Origin of the sequence: Enterococcus sp. DIV0183 (genome assembly GCF_050541505.1) — a bacterium.
Classification (GTDB): Bacteria; Bacillota; Bacilli; order Lactobacillales; family Enterococcaceae; genus Enterococcus; species Enterococcus faecalis.
On sequence record NZ_CP172932.1, the window covers coordinates 2,173,679 to 2,193,054 of the forward strand.

Below are 19,376 nucleotides of genomic sequence, written 5' to 3' on the forward strand. Positions count from 1 at the left end.
GGAGGGATTCACTATGGCTTCCAAAAAAATCAGTTTAACGAAGCCCAAATATCAACAAATCGCCGTTGATGTTGCGGAAAAAATTGCAGAAGGCAAATTACATGTTGGAGATAAAATTCATGCCCGTTCCACCCTAGCTAACCAATACCAAGTGTCGCCAGAAACAGCTCGCAAAGCCATTATCGTTTTAGTTGATTTAGAAATCGTTAAAGCCAAACACGGCAGCGGCTTCTATGTGGCATCAAAAGAAAAAGCGCAGGACTTTGTGACACAATATCAAGACGTTCAAACGATTGCTGAAATTAAAGAAGAATTGCTAGATAGCGTAGCGAAACAAAAAGAAGAACTTACTCATTTTTCTAGCATTCTAGATACTCTTGTTGAACAAACAAAGCGTTTTGATTCTTTCAATCCAATGAATCCTTATTCATTAGTTTTAACAGAAGAAGCTGCTTATCTTGAGGCGACGATTAGCGAAATGAATTTTTGGCAAAACACTTCGGCAACGATTATCGCCATCAAACACAAAGAAGAGCTTCTGGTCTCACCTGGTCCATATGCAAAGATTTCGTTGAACGACACACTTTATTTTGTTGGACATGACGAATCAACCTTACAACGAGTGCAGAATTTCTTTTATCCTTAAACAAAAAAGTGACTACTTATCTTGCGGTAAATAGTCACTTTTTTTATTTATTATTTCTATTTTTCATAAAAAACCACTATAAAACCTAGTTAAAATACTGTTTTTCTTCATTTTCAGAAAGATTTTCATCTAATTTGACAAAGTGACAACTTTATAGTAGTCTGATGTAGTCACTTTTTTAATGAGGAGGAACAATGATTTGCCAAAAGTAAAAGTAAATCACCTTACCAAGATCTTTGGTAAGAAAACCAAACCGGCACTTGAAATGATTCGTGCCAACAAAAGCAAAACAGAAATTTTAGAAAAAACGGGTGCCACAGTCGGTGTTTATGATGTAAATTTCGAAGTTGAAGAAGGCGAAATTTTCGTTATTATGGGGTTATCAGGAAGTGGGAAATCAACATTAATTCGTTTATTAAATCGTTTGATTGAACCAACTTCAGGAAATATTTATATTGATGGACAAGATATTTCTTCTTTAGATAAAGAAGGATTACGTGAAGTACGTCGAAATAAAATGAGCATGGTTTTCCAAAACTTTGGTCTTTTCCCCCATCGAACTATCTTAGAAAATACGGAATATGGTTTAGAAATTCGTGGTGTTCCTAAAGAAGAACGCCAAGCAAAAGCTGAAAAAGCCTTAGAAAATTCTAGCTTAATTGCTTTTAAAGACCAATTACCAAGTCAATTATCTGGTGGGATGCAACAACGTGTCGGCCTTGCTCGTGCCTTGGCTAACGATCCAGAAATTTTATTAATGGACGAAGCGTTCTCTGCTCTTGATCCGTTAATTCGTCGTGAAATGCAAGACGAACTATTAGATTTACAAGAAAATGTCAAAAAAACCATTATCTTTATCACACATGATTTGAATGAAGCTTTACGAATCGGCGACCGGATTGCTTTGATGAAAGATGGTCAAATTATGCAAATTGGGACTGGAGAAGAAATTTTAACCAACCCAGCCAACGAATATGTGCGAACCTTCGTGGAAGATGTGGATCGTTCAAAAGTCTTAACTGCCCAAAATATTATGGTACCTGCTTTAACTACTAACATTGAAATTGATGGCCCAACTGTTGCTTTAAAACGGATGCGTCAAGAAGAAGTGAGTATGTTACTTGCCGTGGATAAAAAACGCCAACTAAAAGGCGTTGTACGCGCAGAAAAAGCTTTAGAAGCGCGTAAAAACGGGACTTCTCTTGTAGAATGTGTGGATCCAGAAATTCAAACAATCGACAAAGATATGTTAGTGAATGATATTTTTCCACTGATTTATGATGCACAAACGCCTCTTGCTGTGACTGATAACGGCAAACTATTAGGCGTGGTCATCCGTGGTAGCGTACTTGAAGCACTTGCAGAAACAGAGGTGAACGAACATGAATAAGTATCAATTACCTGTCGCGTCTTGGGTTGAAAGTTTTACTGATTGGTTAACTTCAACATTTGCTGGATTATTCAGCTTTTTACAAACAATTGGTCAAAGTGTAATGGACAACATTACTGCCTTACTAACAGCCGTACCACCACTTGTGCTGATCGTGCTATTAACGATTGCTGCTTTCTTTATTTCTAATAAAAAAATTGGCTTAAGTTTATTCACGTTTATCGGCTTAATGTTTATCTATAATCAAAACTTATGGAACGATTTAATGAGTACCGTTACGTTAGTTTTACTTTCTAGTGTTATTTCCATTATCATTGGTGTGCCACTAGGGATTTTAATGGCGAAAAGTGAAAAAGCCAAGAGTATTATTACACCGATTTTGGACTTCATGCAAACAATGCCTGGTTTCGTTTACTTGATTCCAGCCGTTGCATTCTTCGGAATTGGTATGGTTCCTGGGGTCTTCGCCTCTGTTATCTTCGCTTTACCACCAACCGTTCGCTTTACGAACTTAGGAATTCGACAAGTGCCAAATGAACTTGTTGAAGCAGCTGATTCTTACGGTAGTACTGGATGGCAAAAATTATTCAAATTAGAATTACCTTTAGCCAAAAACACGATTATGGCTGGTGTTAACCAAACAACCATGCTAGCTCTATCAATGGTAGTTATTGCTTCAATGATTGGTGCGCCTGGATTAGGACGTGGCGTCCTTTCCGCTTTACAACGTGCACAAGTCGGGAACGGTTTCGTAAATGGTGTGGCTTTAGTTATTTTAGCGATTATCATTGACCGTTTTACTCAACATTTAAATAATAAAAAAGTAGCCCCTAAAGCAGCTGGTGCCACCTCTAAAAAGAAAAAATATGGGATTATTGCAGCGGTTGTTGTAATTGTCGCTGGCTTAGTTGGTGCTTCAATTTTTACAACAACAAATGATAAGCAAATTTCCCTTTCTTATGTGGAATGGGATACCGAAGTAGCCTCCACACATGTGGTTGCCGAAGTCTTAAAAGATATGGGATATGATGTTAAAACGACTCCTTTAGATAACGCAATTATGTGGGAATCTGTAGCTAAAGGTGAAACAGATGCCATGGTTGGTGCGTGGCTGCCAGGAACTCACGCAGAGCAATATAAACAATATAAAGATAAATTAGACGACCTTGGTGAAAACCTTAAAGGTGCGAAGCTAGGAATTGTCGTCCCTTCTTATATGGATGTTGATACTATCGAAGATTTATCTGATCAAGCTGGGAAAAAGATTACTGGAATTGAACCTGGGGCTGGTGTTGTTGCAGCAGCAGAGAAAACTAAAGAAGCTTATCCTAATTTGAAAGATTGGTCTGTTGAAACTTCTTCATCAGGTGCCATGACTGTCGCCTTAGGACAAGCAATTAAAAACAACGAAGACATCGTTATTACTGGCTGGTCTCCTCACTGGATGTTTGCAAAATATGATTTAAAATATTTAGCTGATCCAAAAGGCACTATGGGCGGCGAAGAAGCGATTCACACAATGGCTCGCCAAGGCCTAAAAGAAGATCAACCAGAAGCTTACAAAGTGTTAGATAATTTCCATTGGACAACTAAGGATATGGAATCTGTCATGTTAGAAATTAACGAAGGCAAAGACCCACAAGAAGCTGCACGCGATTGGGTTGATTCACATAAAGACCAAGTAGCAGAATGGAAAAAATAATTCTTAACAAATGACTTCCCCATCTATTAAAAGAGGACGTTGAACAAATTGTTCAACGCCCTCTTTTTTCGCAAAAAAAACCACTCAGTTGGGTAGACTGAGTGGAAAGGAGTTATTTTTACTTGAGGAGTAAAAATGAAAAGTGTTTATGTTGGGTGTTTTGTTGGTATGCTTATATATTAACGAGAACCTGTGAATAATTTGTGACGAAAACCTTGGAAATTTGCTACGAATTACTTAAAAAAGTTTAAATGTGTCTCACCCTAGTTAATCAATACAGCGATTATTTCTTTTTAGCATTTTGGATGGCTTTAAATAATGTTGAAAATTGTCCTTTGAAAGACATCACATCATCAAAGATATCAACACCATCGTTTAACATTTTGACGGTAACCCAGCCAAGCGCTTCCGTAATTGCTACTGCAACTGAAGCATTGACCATGCCACCAGTCACAGTTCCGACAACAGGAATCACTTTTAGAATATTTCCGACTGCGCTCTTACCTAAACTAACCACTACTAATTCTTTGGTTAAACTTTTCCCTAAGCTTTCAGACCAAGACTGACCAAAAATTTTATGCAGCCGTGACATCATAGTTAATTGAACAGGTACCAGTAAAAAAGCATCCGAAAACGGAATTGGCGAAAACCCAATAATTGCTGCTGACAATGCAGCAAAATGAATCGTTTGATGACTTTTCTTTTTCACGTCAGGTGAAACACCAGCCAAAAATTCATCAAATACTTTGTCGAGTTGTGTTTGACTGTTCGTCACTAATTGTTCTGCTTTACCTTTAGAAGTTGCGAAAGCATTCATTATGGCCGTAGACGTTTTTTGTGGAAATTTTTTCAAGACATCTTGAAAAAAAGAACGAAATTCTGGGTCTTCGATTTCTTCATTCAATTGCTTAGTTTCTTGTTCTGCTAATTCTTGTTTTTCAATCTCTTCAAAAAGTTCTTGTTTCTTTTTGTTTTTATGTTTTTTTCTTCTCATCTCATTAACTCCCTTATCTATCAATATGTAGAAACAAAGTATAGCATAGCCTCTGATTGATTCTCTTTTAGATGATTTGAAAAGCCAGAACTTATCTGTTTTTTAAACAAATAGAAATGTTCTAGCTTTTCTCAAAAAATCAGCTATTTTGTTTGTTCTTCACCGCAATACACCGTCAAGTGTTTAGGTAAAATTTCCAGCGTAATTGGCAAAGCAGCTCCTTCATCACCATCCACATTAGTGGTTAATTCTTCTTGGTTTTCTAAGGAGATTGTTCCTTCTTTAAAGGTTAGGTAAACTAAATTATCAGTGGACTGGTCGACGCCTTTTAACAAATCTGGGACTGCTTTTACTGCATCCCACAATGATTGATCTTTTAAATAAACTAAATGAAGTTTGCCATCATCCACTTGGGCCTCTGGTAATAATGTTTCAAACCCACCGATTGAATTTGTTAAGCCAACTAAAACGGTACTACTTTCAATGGTTTGTTCTTTTTGATCCAATCTTAAATGAAAAGGATACGTTTGAGCATTCGCTAAATGTTTGGCACCTGAAATAAAATAAGCGAGTTTTCCTAACTTCGTTTTTTGTTCAACGTCCACGTCGTTAATTGACTCTGGAATCGTCCCAATCGCAACGACATTCATAAAGTAGTCGTCATTGATTTTCCCCACATCTAAAGCACTGGTTTTTTCTAAATCTAATTGTTGAATCGCTTCTTCAGGGTCCATCGGTAAATTCAAGGCTCGCGCTAAATCGTTCACCGTTCCTAAAGGAAAAAAGCCAAATTTTGGGCGGTAAGCTTGTTCTGCCAACCCGCTAATTCCTTCATTAACGGTTCCATCTCCCCCCATTACGAAAACACTGTCGAAGTGACTTTCCGCAGCTTCACGGGCAAATTGTTCTGCATCGCCGCCTTTTTCTGTTTGTTTCACTACAACTTCATCAAATAACTGCTTTAATTTTTCTTCTGCTAACGTTTCAAATTCTTTGGCTTTTTCACCACCAGAACTGGGGTTAACAATTAAAACTGCTTTTTTCACTGGCACCACTCCTCATTGATATCTAAATCGTTTGATTCCTTACAATTATTATAAAAGATATTTTTGATTCTGGCGAAAAATATGCTGACACTTGCTTAACAAACAAGCATTCCTGCTCCTCACTACTTTTCAAAACGTTCTTTAAAGCAATAGGCAAAATAATAGAACAATTTCCAAAAATCTTGCCAAACTTTTGGATCCATCCCCGTCAATTCATGAATTCGTTTCAAGCGGTAATTCAATGTATTTCGATGGATATGTAATACTTGTGAGGTTTCATTGATGTTTAAGTTATGATTGGCGAAAAAAATAACGGTTTCATAGTATTCATCATAAATCGTCTGGATGGTTTCAAAAAAATCCAATTCAATATGAAAAGGAAAATTAAAAATGCCTTGAATGAAAAAATCTTCTGCTTGGTAAAACTTAGCCTTTTCTAATTGAAGAAACGATAGAAGTAAATACGTGTTTTGTGCCTCTTGGACCATTTGTTGAATCGTGGCTTTTTCCGAACTTATCACAAGGTATTCTGTTACTGGCTTTGTTATCTGAGGTGGTTCAGAAGTAATCACCAGATAACAATTTTCCCATTCAAATATTTCATGGCCAGGATAATAACTGGATAATAAGCGCTTGTCCTTGGTCAGTACACAATGATTCTGGTCATCTAATTGAAGGTTATATAGTTCCAACGCTTCAAGTTTTAAGGCTTCTGAGTAAGCAGAATCAACATGCATTAAGTGCTGGATAAACTGATTTTTTTGTTTTTTCTTTTTTTCGCGTTCTTGTTGTGTATTTAATTCTTCTGTCAGTAAAAGAACAATCGAGCGCACAAGCTTGGTAAATTTGCGCACCTCGTCTGGTTCTCCTGAAATGCCTACGACACCTAAAATGTGATCATTCAAAATAATCGGTTCATTGGTGCCTTTTTTCTCTAAAGAAGTATCTTTATAAATTTCAATATTTTTTCGTTCATTGATGGCTCTTTCTGCGCCACGATGGCGCTCCCCAATTCGAGCAGAATCTCCACTCGCAATAATTTTTCCTCGTTCATCCATAATATTGATGTTATAAGGAATATCCGCCATTAACTTTTCAACAATTTTATTTGCTTGGATTTTGTCTAATTTTAACATTGCTATCGCCAACTTTCTAAAAAGCGAGTAGCGTTTGGGACATAAGCCGCAATGACTTATGTCCCAAACGCTTAATTCTTCAGATCAACGACTGAACATTTTTATTTCAGCTTTCATTACTGATGATACCATGGTTAGTTCTTAGTCACAAGGCACCAGCTGTAATGTACGAGCAATATTTTCAACGGTTCTTTCTAAGTTAACTGGTCCATTTTTCAATGCTGCTTCCAATGGTTCGGCTTTGGCCAAAATTCCAAAAATAGCCGTCATCCCTTCTTCATAGAGGACATCCACATCTTTGCCGATATAGCCAGCACAAGCGAAAACCGGTTTTTGATACTTCTTGGCCAAACGTGAGACGCCATAAGGGGCTTTGCCAAATTTTGTTTGAAAATCCATACCGCCTTCACCAGTAAAGACATAATCAGCGGCTTTTATTTTTTCTTCTAATTGATTCACTTCTACGACAATATCAATTCCTGGGCGTAACTGAGCTTTTGTGAATGCTAGTAACCCTGCACCCAAACCGCCAGCGGCTCCTGCGCCTGGCATCATCTCAACATCAATGCCGATCTCTTTTTTGATGATCGCTGCATAATGGGCTAAGTTTTTATCTAATTGAGCCACCATTTCTTCTGTCGCACCTTTTTGCGGGCCAAAGACATGAGACGCCCCTGTTGGCCCTGTTAGTGGGTTATTCACATCACTTGCTACTAGAACTTCGGTAGCAAAAATGCGTTGATCAAACTGTGTTAAATCGATCTGCGCCAGTTTATCTAATGCACCACCGCCACGTGTCAATTCTTGCCCTTCCTTGTCTAACAAACGCACACCAAGTGCCTGAATCATACCTGCACCCCCATCATTTGTCACGCTACCACCAATGCCGATAATGATTTTTTTTGCCCCATGATTGAGCGCATGTTGAATCATTTCTCCTGTACCATAAGTAGAAGTGATCAAGGGATTACGTTCTGCTGCTTTGACCAATTCAATTCCGTTGGCTTTCGCCATTTCAATGACCACCGTTTCTTGGTCACCTAATAAGCCGTAATAGGTTTCAACGATTTGATCAGGAAGCGGTCCTGCCACACGCACTGGTACTCTTGTGCCTCCTGTTGCATCCACTAAGGAATCCACCGTTCCTTCCCCACCGTCTGCCATCGGGACGTGTTGAATGTCTGCATCTTTAAATACAGCTAAAATCCCTTTTTCCATTGCCAGACAGGCTTCTTTTGCACTCATACTTTCTTTAAATGAGTCTGGAGCCAAAACAAATTTTTTCGTCATCTTTTCGCGCCTACTTTCCAACTAGTTTAAAATAAAGCCATATAAAATGGTTGCAACAATCGTCATTACCCCACCGACACACATTTCATAAGGAATCACTCGAATTCTTTCTTTAATCGTCATATTCATACTTTGTGCCGTAATATGGAAATAATTGCCTTGAGGAACACTATCAATCACAGTTGCCCCAGTATGCACCATGACTGCTGCTGAAAGTGAAGATGTGCCCATATCTAAAATCGCTGGTCCAAAAGAACCTGTCGCTAAAATAACCGCTGTGGATGTTGAACCAACTGCTAAGCCCATTAAAATACCAGAAATCGGTGCCAAGAAGGTTCCAGAAATTCCCATAACAGAAATTAAGTGGACAATTTGTGTTGATAAATCAGAAACAGAAATTAATCCAGCAATTGCACCTGCACCAATTAAAATTAAAACGGTATCGGTTACTCTCTTCAAGCCAGAAGATGCATAAAAGGCCAGTTGTTTTGTTTGCCCAATCGCAATTGTCCCAACAACTGAAGCGAACGGCAAAATATACAGAGCATCAATATTCAAACTTTTGATGAAAGAAATATTTAAAACGGCGCCAATCGGATTAAGTAATAATAAGACAATCGCTAACACTGGCGCGATTAACGCCTTTTTCAAAGGTAATAATTCTTTTGTTTGTTCCTCCACAAGATCCGTTTCTTTGACCATTGATCCTTTACTTCTCATAATATTTGCAAGAACAACAGCTGTAATTAAGCCAAATACGGCTGGAATAAAGCCAGCAATCATAACGTCACTTAGAGGTAAATCAAAGCCGTTCGCCGCTGCAATAGTATTTGGATTAGGCGAAATAATATTGCCCGCTTTGCCGCCACCTGATAAGGCAATCAATAATGATAACTTACTGATACCCGTACTTTTCCCAACAGATAGAGCAATCGGGGCAACAATCAACACTGCAACAGGAATGAATACGCCCACTGCTGTAATTACCATTGTGGATAATGCCAAAGATAAAATAGCTTTTTTCTCGCCAAGCTTTTGTACAATGGCGTTGGCAATTGATTCTGCCGCACCAGATTCCATCATCACACCCGCCAACATGCCGGCTGCTAAGACACGGATTGCGGTTCCCATAATACTTTGTGTTCCGTTTAATAGAACAGCGACTGTATCTGACAGGGAAGCGCCTCCAATAAGACAACCAACAATTGCACCAAAAAACAAGGAATACACAGGATTAAATTTTTTCAAAATTAATACTATCGCTACAACTAATCCTAAAATTGCAGCAACCCAAGATATTGTAATATCTGGCATTCAAAATCAGCTCCTTAAATTGTTTACGCTTTCATTCTATCAAAGTCCTTTCTTTTTAAAATTGTAAATTTAACAGGATTTATTGTTCAAATGCACAAAAAAACCGTTCTTAAAGAACAGTTTTTTGAAATCTTTTTCTATCTTTCTCAATAATGACCACCAATCCAACGAACAAAAGAACACTCACAATTAACAATACTGCCGTTTTATTATATCCATGAAATAGCGCTTCGCCTCCACATGCGTAAAGTATTGAGGAAGGAATTACACCAATGAATATAGCGGCTATTAAATTTTTTAATGGCAACTGCATAGTATCTGCAGCAAAATTAATCACAGAAGAAGGAATAATTGGAATCATGTAGCCCACCATAATCCCAATTTTTGGATGCTTCATCCGTCGAATGGACTGGACCCAATGATTGGTCTCCGTTTTTTTATCTAAAAATTTTATATGATGCATCAAAAAGATTGCAACCAAATTTCCCATACTATTCCCTAAAACGTTAATGAGTGTGCCGCTGAAGGGACCAAAACTCAATCCTGCAATCACACCAATTACTGAGGTCGGAATCCCTGGTACTGCACACATGATCGCGGTCAAAAAAACCAACAATAGCGCTGCTGAAAAACCATGTGAACGAATTCGCTCTAATAATTGTGTCTTACTAGCTTTAGGATTCAAAAATAATTGAATATCTGTTTGATATTCTAGATACAAACGGTAACCTACCAGCAGGATTAAAATAAGCCCGCTACTGATTAGTAGTATTCGGATTGTTTTCCTCTTCATTTTCTTTGCTCCTTTTATGCTTTATACAAAGTGTAGCACAGGATTCTTTGTGCCTCAATTAGAAGCTTGTATGAATAAAAGCCGCCCCTAAAAGTTAGACTAAAAATCTAACTTTTAGGGGCGATTCGAAAGTTACGAAGATACTTTTTTTATTTCCGATACATCTTAAACTCCAAGAACAGATCGTTATAAATTCCTAAGTATTCTTGACCTAAGTCTTGGTAAACTTCTAAATGTTTGATAGTTTCATCATCTGGATAAAATTGTTTATCTTCGGCAACTTCTTTTGGTAATAGTTTTTTAGCTTCTTTATTTGGTGTGGAATAACCAATATATTCTGCATTTTGTGCCGCATTTTCTGGTCGTAACATAAAGTTCATAAATGCATAGGCACCCTCTTTATTTTTGGCTGTCTTAGGCATCACAATGTTATCAAACCAGAGATTAGAGCCTTCACTGGGAATCACATAATGTAGATGTTCATTGTTTTCTAGCATTTCAGCAGCTTCACCAGAGAAAGTTACAGCAACTGCACTTTCTTCATTAGCCATGTACATTTTGATTTCATCGGCAACAATTGCTTTGACATTGTTCGTTAATCGGTTTAACTTATCGGTAGCCTGACGTAATTGTTGGTCGTTTTTACTGTTTAACGAATAGCCTAAACTGTTCAAAGATAATCCTAACACTTCGCGAGCGCCATCAATCAGCATGACATTATTTTTTAATTCCGGGCGCCATAAATCATCCCAATGTTGGATCTGACGGCCGTCAATAAATTTATCATTATAAATAATCCCCAACGTGCCCCAGAAGTACGGAACGGAAAACTTATTTTTGGGATCAAAGGATTGATCTAAAAAGCGTGCATCAATGTTTTCTAAGCCTTTTAATTTGCTGTGATCAAGTGGTAAAAGCATCTTCGCTTTCATCATTTTTTGAATCATATATTCAGAAGGAATGGCAATATCATAGGCTGTACCACCTTGCTGAATTTTTGTATACATAGCTTCATTAGAATCAAAGGTTTCGTAATTGACTTTATAGCCTGTTTCTTTTTCAAATTTCTTAATCAAGGCTGGATCTATATAGTCCCCCCAATTGTAAATGGTCAAGGTATCTGCTCCTGCCATGCCACTTGCTTTCTCCAATTGGCGGACGCCAAAAAACAAGATGACAATAATAGCGATAATTCCAATAAAAAGTGACTGTAATTTTTTCATTTTAACTTGGCCACCTCACTTTGTTCCCGACGCATTTTCTTTAAACGTTTTGGCGTATTGTCTTTACTGATAAAGTAATAACCGACAACTAGAATCATTGAGAATAGGAATACTAACGCACTTAAGGCATTGATTTCTAAACTAATTCCCTGACGTGCTCGTGAATAAATTTCAACAGATAATGTTGAAAAACCATTGCCTGTCACAAAGAATGTTACGGCAAAATCGTCCAACGAATAAGTAAAGGCCATAAAGTAGCCAGCAATAATTCCTGGCGCTAAAAAAGGCAAAATAATATTTTTAATCACTTGAACATTATTGGCCCCTAAATCCCGTGCCGCATCTACCATAGAATCGTTCATCTCTTGTAGTTTTGGTAAAACCATTAAAACAACAATTGGAATACTAAAGGCAATATGCGACAATAACACACTTGTAAAACCTAAACTGATAAACCCTACTGCCGTGAAGAAAATTAAGAAACTGGCTCCAATAATAACATCTGGTGAAACGAGTAAAATGTTATTAAAGCTAAGCAACGTGTTCCGGTTTTTACGACGTTTTGTATAATAAATCCCCATCGCGCCAAATGTTCCAATGATGGTTGCTATTAAAGCCGATAAGAAAGCTAGCAAAAACGTATTCAGAACAATGGTTAACAAGCGTGTGTCTTCGAAAACGTTCCGATAATTATCTAACGTAAAACCAGTAAACTGATTCATCGTTTGCGTGTCGTTAAACGAATAAAAAATCAAATAAAAGATTGGTGCGTACAGTAGCGCAAAGACAACGAATAAATACACATAAGACCATTTAAACTTTTTCTTTTGCATTATTTGCCACGCCCTTTCTTCTTCTCACCCGTCAGCAACATCACAATAAACATGGCAACAATTAAAATCACACCAATTGTTGAACCCATGCCCCAGTTTTGCGTTACTAAGAAGTGTTCCTCAATCGCCGTTCCCAACGTAATCACCCGATTGCCGCCAATTAAACGCGTTAACATAAAGAGCGAGAGCGAAGGAATAAAGACAGCTTGAACGCCACTTTTCACACCGTTTAGGGAGAGAGGAAAAATGACACGGCGGAACGTCTCCGCACTGCTAGCTCCTAAGTCCCGACTAGCACTAATCAATGAAGGATTCATCTCTTCTAAAGCATTAAAAATCGGCATAATCATAAATGGAATTTCTATATACGTTGCGACAAATAAAAAACTGAAATCTGTAAACAGAATCTGGTGCGTACCCAAACCCATAAAACTCATAAACTGATTGATACTCCCATGAATACTGAAAATCCCAATAAAGGCATAAGCTTTTAATAATAAATTCACCCACGTTGGTAAAATAACGAGCATTAACCATAACTGTTTATGCTTGAGCTTTGTCAAAAAATAAGCCGTAGGATAACTTACCAATAACGTAAAAATGGTAATCAGAAAAGCATACCACACTGAATTAATGGTCATACTTAAATACGTTCCTGATGTAAAATACGTTTGGTAATTCGCCAAAGTAAACTGGCCATTCATATCGAAAAATGATTGATAAATAATCATTAGCACTGGCGCAATGACGAATAAAAGTAACCACATTACATAGGGAATCGAATAAATTCGACGCATTGTTTTCATTTTATTTTCCCCTTTCGTTTACTCGTCGTAACTTTCTAAACGGGCATCAAAGTCTTCTTCTGATTCATTGAAGCGCATCACGTGAATATCTTCTGGCTCAAAAGAGAGACCTACTTGAGCACCTTCTTTGGCTTTTCGAGTGGAATGCACCATCCATTCGTTTCCTTGTTCATCAAAACAAATAATTTCATAATGAACGCCGCGGAATAACTGTGTATCCACCGTTACGGTTAGCTTGCCTTTTTCAAGCGTGGTAATCGTTAAGTCTTCTGGACGTAAAACGACTTCTACAGGTTCATTTTTCCGCATGCCGCCATCGACACATTCAAACTTTTTTCCCACAAATGAAACTAAATTATCTTCCAGCATCACGCCATCCACAATATTACTTTCCCCTACAAAGTCAGCAACAAAGTGATTAATCGGTTCATCATAAATATCGACTGGTGTGCCACTTTGCACGATATGACCTTTATTCATGACAAAAATTTCATCACTCATCGCTAATGCTTCTTCTTGATCATGGGTCACAAAAATAAAAGTAATTCCTAAACGTTGTTGTAAATCACGTAGTTCATATTGCATCGCTGTGCGTAATTTCAAATCTAAAGCGGATAACGGCTCATCTAAAAGCAATACTTTTGGCTCATTGACAATCGCTCGAGCAATTGCGACCCGCTGACGTTGGCCCCCAGACATTTCACTAATTTCACGTGTTTCGTAGCCCGGTAATTGAACCAAACGTAATGCCTCTTTCACTTTTTTTTCAATTTCTGCTTTGGATAGTTTTTTGATTTTTAAACCAAACGCAACATTATCAAAAACATTCATGTGAGGAAACAAAGCATAATCCTGAAACACGGTATTGACTTGGCGTTTATTGGCAGGTACATCATTTATTCTTTTACCATCAAAATAAACATCGCCAGAAGTCACGTCATTGAATCCCGCAATAATACGCAAAATCGTTGTTTTGCCACATCCTGAAGGTCCTAATAACGTATAAAATTTTCCTTCTTCAATTTCAAAGCTGACATTTTTTAATACTGGTTCATCGTCAAATTGTTTGACAACATTTTCAAATGAAATCACATGGTTTCTCACTGGATAAACTCCTCCATTTCGTCCTTTATAAATACGATTCTGTCGCCACAATTAACGCACGACTTTTTCCTCGACCATTGTTGCTAATTTGGTGAGGTTCTGTTGCTTGGTAATACATGGTTTGACCTTTTTTAGCAATATACGTGGCTTCCCCTAATGTCAAACGAATGGAGCCATCAATCACATAAATAAATGTTTCCGATAGAGAAGGTTCAAACGTTTTATATTCGCCATTTTTATCAAAAGTAATAATGACAGGTTCCATTTCTTTTTCATTTGAGGCTGGAATTAACCATTTTAGTTCATAGCCATGTTCTTCATCATAATAGAGGGTACTTTCTTCTTCATTGTAGACAATTTTCTGTTCAAGCGGTTGCTGACTAAAAAACTGCTCTGGCGTCACGCCTAGTACTTCTAAAATTGAGAAAAATGTTTCCATTGATGGTGAGCTTAAATCCCGCTCCAATTGGGAAATATAGCCTTTGGATAAATCCGTTCTTTCGCCTAATTCTTCTTGTGTTAAATTTTTCTGAATGCGTAAATTTCTCAACTTCTCACCAATTTCCATGGCACACCTCGTTTCTATTTTCAGCTAATCTTTTCAACAAAAGTTTTGTAATACTAAACTTACAGTTTAGTTTTACCTTTTTTAGTATACGAACTTTTTGAAAAATTTCAACCATTTTTCTTTATTTTTCTAGTCTAATTGTCACACAATCTTTCTTTTCTGTATAACTTACTGTTTATAAGAAGAAAAATGATACGAAAAAATCAGAATATGATAAAATAAGACGAGTTGCTTTTTTACATAATTGGAAGGAGAGTTTTTATATGAATTCATTTCAAGCATTTACGTTAAGAGAACAAGATACATCTGTTATTGGTCAACTAGAAACCATTACTTTAGACGATTTATCAGAAGGCACTGTAGTAATCAAAGCAGCCTACTCCTCAGTTAACTTTAAAGACTCTTTAGCTTCAAAAAAAGACGGCGGTGTGATTCGCAATTATCCAATGATTCCAGGAATTGATGTCAGTGGCACTGTTGTCACATCGGAAGATCCTCGTTTCAAAGAAGGCGATAAAGTGATCGTAACAGGCTATCAATTAGGGGTTAGTCATACTGGTGGTTATTCTGAATATGTGCGTGTTCCTGGCGATTGGGTAGTTCCACTTCCTGAAAAAATGAGTCTCAAAGAAGCAATGATCTTCGGAACTGCTGGCTTTACGGCCGGATTATCTGTCACAGCTTTAGAAGACGATGGCTTACGCGACGACAAAGAAGCCCCCATTATTGTAACTGGTGCGACAGGCGGTGTTGCGACATTGTCTATTGCGATGTTGCATCAATTAGGCTACACTTCAATCACTGCATTAACTAGAAAGCCAGATTCTTTTGAGCTTTTAAAAGAGTTAGGTGTTAGTGAATGCTTATTAGTAGAAGATTTCTTAGCAACTCCTGTTAAAGCATTGATGAAACAGCGTTTTGCTTTTGCAATTGATACCACTGGTGGGGAAATTACTTCTGCTGTTTTACCACAACTTCGTTATGATGGCCGTTCAGCCATTTGTGGCCGCGCTGCTGGAATTACATTAGAGACAACCGTTTTACCCTTTATTTTACGGGGCGTTCATTTATTGGGCATTGATTCGGTTAATGTTGGTATGGACAAACGAAAAATAGTTTGGCAACGTCTTGCCACTGATTTAGACATCACTGAAAAAGCTGTGTATCAAGAGATTACTTTAGAAGAACTTCCCCCTGTTTTTGAAGCATTACAAGCAGGCCAACATATTGGACGGACCATTGTCCGAATTTCTTAAGGAGGCGTTTTGATTATGGATGTTTTAGTTACTGCTGGCGGAACGTCAGAACCGATTGATAATGTTCGTTCGATTACCAATCATTCTTCTGGCGGACTAGGAAAAGCAATTGCTGAAAGTTTTTTAGCTGCTGGACACACCGTAACCTACGTAACAACCAAACATGCATTACGTCCAACCCAACAATTGGACTTATCAATTAAAGAAATAGAAACAACGGTTGAATTAGCCACTACGTTAGAACAACTCTTTGCTGAAAAGCAATTTGATGCGATTGTTCACGCAATGGCAGTCAGTGATTTTACGACGGAAACTGCGCAAACGGAAGAACAATTTATTGATTCTTTTGCTCAACAATTAAGCGAACAAACATTGCCAAAGACCAAAGAAGCCTTGGTAACTATCGTTCAAAACACATTGAATCAGATTGCTGATATTCCTCAAACAGCAACAAAAATTTCATCTGATACGGACCGATTATTAATTTTTCTAAAGAAAAATCCTAAAGTCATCCAAATGATTCGTGACAAGCAACCCCAAACTGTTTTAGTGGGCTTTAAATTACTTGTCGACGTTTCACAAGAAGAACTTGTCCAGGTTGCACAAGCCGCTTTGGTTAAAAATCGGTGTGACTTTGTCTTAGCCAATGACTTGATGAACGTTCATGAAACAGAACACGAAGGATTATTAATTAACGAAACGGGCATTGTCCAAGAAGCTTGTTCAAAACAAGGGATTGGTTCAATGATCGTTAAAAATGTTGAAAAGAAATGGAGAGAACAACAATGAAAACTATTTTATTAGGCGTCTCTGGCAGCATTTCTGCATATAAAGCAGCAGATATTACAAGTCAACTAGCTAAGCTTGGCTACAATGTGGAAATTTTAATGACTAAAAGCAGCACAGCGTTCATCACTCCGCTGACGTTACAATCACTTTCTAAGAATCCAGTGCATACGGATGTCATGATGGAAATTGATCCCAGTAAAATTAATCACATTGAGTTAGCTAAAAAAGCGGATTTATTTTTAGTAGCACCTGCTTCGGCCAATACAATTGGGAAATTAGCCCATGGGATTGCCGACGACTTATTATCAACAGTTGCTTTGGCACTTTATCCTGAAACACCCAAAATTATTGCGCCCGCGATGAATACGTATATGTACCAAAACCCCATTGTCCAACGAAATATTGGCATTTTAAAAGAAGTCGGCTATCAAGAAATAATCCCACGTGAAGCTCTATTAGCTTGTGGCGATTATGGTCGTGGCGCACTTGCCACTGTTGAAGATATCCTTCAAACAGTGATGAAAATTTTAGCATCTGATAACAAGGAGTAATTTATGAATAACACGAAAAAATTTACGTTAACAGCAATGTTCTTAGCTATCTTACTTTTACTGGCTTTAACCCCGCTAGGATTTATCACATTAGGTCCTTTAAATTCGACCACGATGCATATTCCTGTAATTATTGGTTCCATTGTTTTAGGGCCAAAAATCGGTAGTATGTTGGGCGGCACGTTTGGGATCATTAGCTTAATTAAAAATACGACAGCACCAACACCTTTGTCGTTTGTTTTTTCTCCATTTATTCCTGTGATCGGTACCGATCATGGTAGTTGGAAGGCACTTTTAATTGTGCTCATTCCGCGGATTTTAATTGGGGTCGTTCCTTATTTCGCTTACAAATGGCTAAATAAATTAACGAAGGAAAAAGCGCAACCTGTCTCCTTATTTGTGGCTGGTGTTTTAGGCTCAGCAACGAATACCATTTTAGTCATGAACATGATTTATTTTCTTTTTAATTCAGCTTATGCTGAAATTATTGGTAAAGCTGGAACTGCTGTTTACCTAGCTATTATTGCGACGATTTTCAGTTCTGGTGTGCCAGAAGCTCTTGTTGCTGGTGTAGCTGCTTCAGCAATTGCTAGCGTTTTGCTTCGCTTAATGAAACGGAATGCAACACAAAAACTATAGAAAAAAACACATGGACTAAAAATCAAGTTTGATTTTTAGTCCATGTGTTTTTTATTTATTTTTTTTGTTTTCGTAATTTATAGGCATATTCACTGGCTTTAAATAATAATTTATTAACCGGTAAATCGAATTCCCCAATAAATTCATTAATCGTTGGGTTGAAGTTCGCTTTAAACTTAATTAAGCCATCATTTAAACTACCTTCTAAGCCGCCCATATTACAGCTTTCGCAGCCACGGTTAAAACATTCTTGAATGGCATCTCGCCAAGTCACATATGTTGGCATGTAGCGTTTATAACGATCATCTAAGCCAGCATAAAGGATTTCACTTGTTGGACCAAATGTCACAGCCAAAGCGCCAGCAACCGTGACGATTTCACCAGCTTCTGCGATATTTTCTTCTAATTCTTTTAGTTCCCGAGTCAAGGAAGCATCTAATTCTTCTAAATTATGGCGCTTTTTCACTTGATTTTCTTTCAAATTACTCAAGTCTTTTTGATTTTTGTCATAGCGTTGTCGCGTGCTGTCTAAGCGTTCCTTTAAATTGACTTGCGCCAGCATAATAAAGGAGTCTTCTGGGTAAATGTTCAACAGCTTCTTAAAGTAATCACTATTCCGTAAAGAAATATGTTGGCGTTCCATGGTTGATTGAATGACTTTTTCAAATTCATCAACAAAGTCAACATGCCCTTGCTGCACAACGACCCCTTTTTTTTCAGCTGTTTTAATCATTTTCTTGGTACTTTTTGACAATTGTTCCTCACTAAAATCTTCACGATAAATATTCGCTTGGAAGCGAGGCTGGATGGTGGCCCCCATATCCATTGTCAGTCCTTGATATTTGGCCCCTGCTTCTTTCAAGGTCTCAATAATAGATGTCGCTTCAGCATGCGGTTGGTGTTCTTCTCCCAAATGAAAATCTTGATAATGAACCGCTGGATCCATTTTTATAAATAAAGCTCGTTTTTTCTTGCCAAATTTTTTCAATTCAGCCATAAAGTAGCTGACCAAACGTTCATTTGTATAGTCCATTACTGGACCTCTTGGTGTATATAACATCGTAAAACCGACTGGTAATGGTTTGATTAAAACTAAACTTGATGCAACTAATGTATCCTTTTCATAAACCCCAACAATTTCAGAACCCCAGTTATCCTTGACTTTTGCCCATGAAGATGACTGTAGTAAATTACATAATGGGTGATTTTTAACAAATGTATCGTGTACTTCTGCCGGAATACCGATTTTAAATGTGTACATGTTCAAACTCCTCTGCTGTGACTTTCCAATAGTCC

Annotated in this window: 19 protein-coding genes; 7 read left to right on the forward strand and 12 right to left on the reverse strand. The window is 37.6% G+C overall.

Going from position 1 to position 19,376, the window contains the following annotated elements:
• Window positions 1-13: 13 nt before the first annotated feature.
• The 3 genes from IGK72_RS10545 (at window position 14) to IGK72_RS10555 (ending at window position 3,738) form a co-directional block, all read left to right on the forward strand.
• Window positions 14-646, forward strand: coding sequence for a GntR family transcriptional regulator (locus IGK72_RS10545; RefSeq protein ID WP_002356525.1), 633 nt, complete (start codon window positions 14-16; stop codon window positions 644-646).
• 199 nt (window positions 647-845) lie between these two features.
• The gene (locus tag IGK72_RS10550; protein ID WP_002388977.1) at window positions 846-2,036 is read left to right on the forward strand and encodes a quaternary amine ABC transporter ATP-binding protein; all 1,191 of its coding nucleotides are present in this window, start codon (window positions 846-848) and stop codon (window positions 2,034-2,036) included.
• The gene (locus IGK72_RS10555; protein WP_430608790.1) at window positions 2,029-3,738 is read left to right on the forward strand and encodes an ABC transporter permease/substrate binding protein; all 1,710 of its coding nucleotides are present in this window, start codon (window positions 2,029-2,031) and stop codon (window positions 3,736-3,738) included. Before IGK72_RS10550 ends, IGK72_RS10555 begins: the two co-directional genes overlap by 8 nt.
• A 283-nt stretch (window positions 3,739-4,021) precedes the next feature.
• Here the strand turns inward: IGK72_RS10555 and IGK72_RS10560 are convergent, their stop codons facing one another.
• The 11 genes from IGK72_RS10560 to IGK72_RS10610 form a co-directional block, all read right to left on the reverse strand.
• Complete coding sequence (locus tag IGK72_RS10560) at window positions 4,022-4,756, reverse strand: YcjF family protein (RefSeq protein ID WP_002384134.1); 735 nt, start codon at window positions 4,754-4,756, stop codon at window positions 4,022-4,024.
• 119 nt (window positions 4,757-4,875) lie between these two features.
• Window positions 4,876-5,778, reverse strand: coding sequence for a diacylglycerol/lipid kinase family protein (locus IGK72_RS10565; RefSeq protein WP_002362556.1), 903 nt, complete (start codon window positions 5,776-5,778; stop codon window positions 4,876-4,878).
• Between the two features lie 122 nt (window positions 5,779-5,900).
• Entirely contained in the window at window positions 5,901-6,914 is a 1,014-nt protein-coding gene (locus IGK72_RS10570; protein ID WP_002356518.1) for a CdaR family transcriptional regulator, read from the reverse strand.
• A 141-nt stretch (window positions 6,915-7,055) separates the two neighbouring features.
• On the reverse strand, window positions 7,056-8,204 hold the full coding sequence (locus IGK72_RS10575; protein WP_165548632.1) for a glycerate kinase: 1,149 nt from the start codon (window positions 8,202-8,204) through the stop codon (window positions 7,056-7,058).
• Between the two features lie 21 nt (window positions 8,205-8,225).
• Window positions 8,226-9,518 (reverse strand): GntP family permease, encoded by a 1,293-nt coding sequence (locus tag IGK72_RS10580; protein ID WP_002359581.1) that lies wholly within the window; start codon window positions 9,516-9,518, stop codon window positions 8,226-8,228.
• A gap of 109 nt (window positions 9,519-9,627) precedes the next feature.
• A complete protein-coding gene (locus IGK72_RS10585; protein ID WP_002362276.1) occupies window positions 9,628-10,311 on the reverse strand; it encodes a TVP38/TMEM64 family protein in 684 nt (227 codons plus the stop codon).
• Between the two features lie 149 nt (window positions 10,312-10,460).
• Window positions 10,461-11,534: an ABC transporter substrate-binding protein gene (locus IGK72_RS10590; protein ID WP_002376560.1), complete on the reverse strand. Its 1,074-nt coding sequence runs from the start codon at window positions 11,532-11,534 to the stop codon at window positions 10,461-10,463.
• Window positions 11,531-12,367, reverse strand: a complete 837-nt coding sequence (locus tag IGK72_RS10595; protein WP_002356512.1) for an ABC transporter permease — start codon at window positions 12,365-12,367, stop codon at window positions 11,531-11,533. The genes IGK72_RS10590 and IGK72_RS10595 overlap by 4 nt, the downstream gene beginning before the upstream one ends.
• On the reverse strand, window positions 12,367-13,173 hold the full coding sequence (locus IGK72_RS10600) for an ABC transporter permease (protein ID WP_002356510.1): 807 nt from the start codon (window positions 13,171-13,173) through the stop codon (window positions 12,367-12,369). The genes IGK72_RS10595 and IGK72_RS10600 overlap by 1 nt, the downstream gene beginning before the upstream one ends.
• A gap of 18 nt (window positions 13,174-13,191) precedes the next feature.
• Window positions 13,192-14,277 (reverse strand): ABC transporter ATP-binding protein, encoded by a 1,086-nt coding sequence (locus IGK72_RS10605; protein ID WP_002356508.1) that lies wholly within the window; start codon window positions 14,275-14,277, stop codon window positions 13,192-13,194.
• Window positions 14,278-14,302: 25 nt separating this feature from the next.
• Window positions 14,303-14,845 carry a helix-turn-helix domain-containing protein gene (locus tag IGK72_RS10610; RefSeq protein WP_002356507.1) on the reverse strand — a complete coding sequence of 181 codons (543 nt, stop codon included), beginning with the start codon at window positions 14,843-14,845 and terminating at the stop codon, window positions 14,303-14,305.
• Window positions 14,846-15,108: 263 nt separating this feature from the next.
• Here IGK72_RS10610 and IGK72_RS10615 point away from each other — a divergent pair, with 263 nt between their 5' ends.
• From IGK72_RS10615 to IGK72_RS10630, 4 genes are read left to right on the forward strand one after another with little or no spacing between them, the layout of a single operon-like run.
• The gene (locus IGK72_RS10615) at window positions 15,109-16,101 is read left to right on the forward strand and encodes a YhdH/YhfP family quinone oxidoreductase (protein ID WP_002356506.1); all 993 of its coding nucleotides are present in this window, start codon (window positions 15,109-15,111) and stop codon (window positions 16,099-16,101) included.
• 15 nt (window positions 16,102-16,116) lie between these two features.
• Complete coding sequence (gene coaB / locus IGK72_RS10620; RefSeq protein ID WP_002359575.1) at window positions 16,117-16,890, forward strand: phosphopantothenate--cysteine ligase; 774 nt, start codon at window positions 16,117-16,119, stop codon at window positions 16,888-16,890.
• The gene (coaC, locus tag IGK72_RS10625; RefSeq protein ID WP_002359573.1) at window positions 16,887-17,441 is read left to right on the forward strand and encodes a phosphopantothenoylcysteine decarboxylase; all 555 of its coding nucleotides are present in this window, start codon (window positions 16,887-16,889) and stop codon (window positions 17,439-17,441) included. Before coaB ends, coaC begins: the two co-directional genes overlap by 4 nt.
• Before the next feature lie 3 nt (window positions 17,442-17,444).
• Entirely contained in the window at window positions 17,445-18,080 is a 636-nt protein-coding gene (locus tag IGK72_RS10630; RefSeq protein WP_002356501.1) for an ECF transporter S component, read from the forward strand.
• A 55-nt stretch (window positions 18,081-18,135) separates the two neighbouring features.
• Here the strand turns inward: IGK72_RS10630 and IGK72_RS10635 are convergent, their stop codons facing one another.
• Window positions 18,136-19,341 (reverse strand): aminoacyltransferase, encoded by a 1,206-nt coding sequence (locus IGK72_RS10635; protein ID WP_165548633.1) that lies wholly within the window; start codon window positions 19,339-19,341, stop codon window positions 18,136-18,138.
• Window positions 19,342-19,376 lie beyond the last annotated feature (35 nt).

Bases quoted from the DNA above. Each gene is read 5' to 3' on its own strand.
- IGK72_RS10545 (WP_002356525.1), top strand. From the start codon at position 14: ATGGCTTCCAAAAAAATCAGTTTAACGAAGCCCAAATATCAACAAATC.
- IGK72_RS10555 (WP_430608790.1), top strand. From the start codon at position 2,029: ATGAATAAGTATCAATTACCTGTCGCGTCTTGGGTTGAAAGTTTTACT.
- IGK72_RS10570 (WP_002356518.1), bottom strand. From the start codon at position 6,914: ATGTTAAAATTAGACAAAATCCAAGCAAATAAAATTGTTGAAAAGTTA.
- IGK72_RS10575 (WP_165548632.1), bottom strand. From the start codon at position 8,204: ATGACGAAAAAATTTGTTTTGGCTCCAGACTCATTTAAAGAAAGTATG.
- IGK72_RS10580 (WP_002359581.1), bottom strand. From the start codon at position 9,518: ATGCCAGATATTACAATATCTTGGGTTGCTGCAATTTTAGGATTAGTT.
- IGK72_RS10585 (WP_002362276.1), bottom strand. From the start codon at position 10,311: ATGAAGAGGAAAACAATCCGAATACTACTAATCAGTAGCGGGCTTATT.
- IGK72_RS10590 (WP_002376560.1), bottom strand. From the start codon at position 11,534: ATGAAAAAATTACAGTCACTTTTTATTGGAATTATCGCTATTATTGTC.
- IGK72_RS10595 (WP_002356512.1), bottom strand. From the start codon at position 12,367: ATGCAAAAGAAAAAGTTTAAATGGTCTTATGTGTATTTATTCGTTGTC.
- IGK72_RS10600 (WP_002356510.1), bottom strand. From the start codon at position 13,173: ATGAAAACAATGCGTCGAATTTATTCGATTCCCTATGTAATGTGGTTA.
- IGK72_RS10610 (WP_002356507.1), bottom strand. From the start codon at position 14,845: ATGGAAATTGGTGAGAAGTTGAGAAATTTACGCATTCAGAAAAATTTA.
- IGK72_RS10615 (WP_002356506.1), top strand. From the start codon at position 15,109: ATGAATTCATTTCAAGCATTTACGTTAAGAGAACAAGATACATCTGTT.
- coaB (WP_002359575.1), top strand. From the start codon at position 16,117: ATGGATGTTTTAGTTACTGCTGGCGGAACGTCAGAACCGATTGATAAT.
- coaC (WP_002359573.1), top strand. From the start codon at position 16,887: ATGAAAACTATTTTATTAGGCGTCTCTGGCAGCATTTCTGCATATAAA.
- IGK72_RS10630 (WP_002356501.1), top strand. From the start codon at position 17,445: ATGAATAACACGAAAAAATTTACGTTAACAGCAATGTTCTTAGCTATC.
- IGK72_RS10635 (WP_165548633.1), bottom strand. From the start codon at position 19,341: ATGTACACATTTAAAATCGGTATTCCGGCAGAAGTACACGATACATTT.